The 2,634-nt window shown below is 64.9% G+C and carries 2 protein-coding genes; both read right to left on the bottom strand.

What is annotated here, in order from left to right:
* Positions 1-94: 94 nt before the first annotated feature.
* Positions 95-928, bottom strand: coding sequence for an IS21-like element helper ATPase IstB (gene istB, locus TSH20_RS33520; RefSeq protein WP_109157699.1), 834 nt, complete (start codon positions 926-928; stop codon positions 95-97).
* Complete coding sequence (istA, locus tag TSH20_RS33515; RefSeq protein ID WP_247871721.1) at positions 925-2,406, bottom strand: IS21 family transposase; 1,482 nt, start codon at positions 2,404-2,406, stop codon at positions 925-927. The genes istB and istA overlap by 4 nt, the downstream gene beginning before the upstream one ends.
* Positions 2,407-2,634: the final 228 nt, after the last annotated feature.

Here is a 2,634-nt window from a genome sequence, read left to right as displayed (position 1 = left end):
TATGGCGCGACAATCAGGATGGAGAGCGCGACAATCAGGATGAGACGGTCTGGGGTCGCGGCAGGAGCATGATTGACGCTGCAGTAGGCGGGTTTCAAGGGTCCTGTCGCGGAGCGTCAATCAGGTTGGAGTTGATTGTCGCGCGGGAGGGAGGGCGTCCAGGTCCCCGTTTTCTCTCCAGTGCTGCTCGTCGCCGGTAGCTTTCGACGTTCATCTCGAAGATGGTGGCGTGATGAACCAGCCGGTCGATGGCAGCCAGCGTCATGGCTTGGCTGGGAAAGATCTTGCCCCAGTCGCCGAAGGGCTGGTTTGCCGTGATCAACAAGGAGCGCCGCTCGTACCGAGTGCCAATCAGCTCAAAGATGACGCTGGTTTCCGCTTGATCCTTGGCGACGTAGGCGAAGTCATCGAGGATCAGCAGGTGGTATTTGTCCAGCTTGGCGATCGCCGACTCCAAGCTTAGGTCACGTCGGGCGATCTGCAGCTTCTGCACCAGATCGGTGGTCCGGGCGAACAGCACGCGCCAGCCATTTTCCACCAGGGCGTAGCCGATGGCGGCGGCCAGATGCGACTTGCCCCCGCCGGGTGGCCCGAACAGGATCAAATTGGCGCCTTTCTCCAACCAGCTGTCGCCGGCAACCAGGGCCATCACCTGGGCCTTGCTAACCATGGGCACCGCGTCGAACTCGAAGCTCTCCAGGGTCTTGCCGGGCGGCAGGCGGGCTTCGTCGAGGTGACGCTCGACGCGCCGACGGGCGCGCTCAGCGATCTCATGTTCGGTTAGGGCGGCCAGGAACCGGGCAGCAGGCCAGCCCTCCTTGTCGGCTCGTGCGGCGAAGTCGGGCCAGATCAGCTTGATGGCCGGCAGGCGCAGATCGCCGAGCGCCAGCGACAGGCGGGCGGCGTCGATAGGATCGGCCGCGGTCATGCTGGTTCTCCCGGGCGAACGGTGCCCAGCTCGTCATAGACGCTGAGCGGCACGAGATCGACGGTGACGGTGGTGAGGGCGGCGGTGGGAGCCTGGAAGCGCTCGCGCAAATCCTGCAAGTCAGGCAACCGGCCGGCCGCCAATTCGATCTCCAGGAGTTGGGCCAAAGCGGCTTCGCAGCCCCGTTCGTGGGCCAGCGACAGCAACTCCACCATGGTGGCGCAAGCCCGCCGCTCGTCGCCGGCAGCCAGCAAGGCCTCGAAGGCCCGGGCGTAGGCTTGGCGAGGGAACAGCTGGTCACGGTAGACGAGATTGAGCAGCGCCATCGGCTTGCGCCGCAGGGCGTGGATGACGTGGCGGTAATCCACGACATGGCCATGCTTGCCGTTCCCGCGCGAGCGACCACGCGGCAGGCTCAGCACGTGCGTTCCTCCTAAAAAGCAGTCGAGCCGATCATCGAACAGATGAACCCGCAGGCGATGCCCGATCAGGCGCGAGGGTACCGTGTAGAACACCTTGCGCAGGGTGAAGCCGCCGCTGGAGGTGACACAGACGATGGTTCGTTCGAAGTCGCGGCTTCGGTCGGGGGGCAAGGGTTTGAGGGCATCCCGCTCCACCGCGACTTCCTTCATCCGGCGGGCGTTCTGCTGGCCCACGACCTCGTCGATGAAGCGGCGGTAGGCCGCCAAGTCGGCGAAGTCGCGGCTGCCGCGTAACAGCAGCGCATCCTCCACCGCGCGCTTGAGGTGGCCATGGGGACTTTCGATGCTGCCATTCTCGTGGGCGACACCGCGGTTATTCCGGCTGGCGCTCATGCCGTAGTGGGCGCAGAGCTCTTCGTAGCGGCGAGTGGCATCCTCGGCGGCTTCGCGGTCCAGGTTGCGGAATGCGGCCGACAGGCTGTCGCTGCGATGATCGGCCGGTACACCGCCGAGCGACCAGAGAGCGTTCTGCAGCCCCTCGGCCAGGGCGACAAAGCTTTCCCCGCCCAGCACGACGTGGGCGTGCTCCCATCCGGAATAGGCGAGGCGGAAATGGTAAAGGCGGTGATCGAGCGGCTGCTGGGCGATGGTAACTGCCAGAGCCGCCATGTCAGTGAAATCCGATAGGCCCATCCGGCCGGGTTCGTGATCCTGGCGGAAGATGACGTCCTGATCTGGGCCATTCACCGCTCGCCAGGCACGGATGCGGCGCTCCAGCGTACGGCGAACGCTTTCGCTCAGGTCCGGATGCCGCCGACGGATTTCGGCGAACACGGCGATCGCCCGTAGCCCCGGTGCTGCTTTGAGCATCGGCACCACCTCGCTGTCCCAGAAGTCAGCCAACGGATCGGGTCGGCGTCGCCCCCGTGGTGTCTTCTTGGTCGATGGCGGGCTGGGATCCTGGTCTATGCGATAGGCGGTCGCCGGGCTGAACCCGGCTTTTGCTGCCGCAATCGCGGGGGTGTTGGAGGACCGGTATTTCATGTAGAGCCTCATTTGCTGGTCGGTGATGTGTCGGCCCGGCAAGGTCGGGGTTCCTCATTGGCGTGAAGACCCTCGATCCTGGCTGCGTTCACCGCTTCCGCCAGCAGCGCCTTTCCCAAACAGAAAGACGCCGATGCCGCCGTCGTGCCTCCGGTCGGGCTACGCCCGTCCTCCGACACGACGGCGGCATTCCATTCTCATCCTGATTGTCGCCATTCTCACCGTGATTGTCGGGCCATA

The sequence above is a fragment of the Azospirillum sp. TSH20 genome (assembly GCF_003115935.1).
GTDB lineage: Bacteria > Pseudomonadota > Alphaproteobacteria > Azospirillales > Azospirillaceae > Azospirillum.
This window is presented reverse-complemented; position numbering and strand designations above follow the sequence as displayed.

What these genes read in the sequence shown, in the direction of transcription:
- istB (WP_109157699.1), bottom strand. Translation starts at nt 928, where the DNA reads ATGACCGCGGCCGATCCTATCGACGCCGCCCGCCTGTCGCTGGCGCTC.
- istA (WP_247871721.1), bottom strand. Translation starts at nt 2,406, where the DNA reads ATGAGGCTCTACATGAAATACCGGTCCTCCAACACCCCCGCGATTGCG.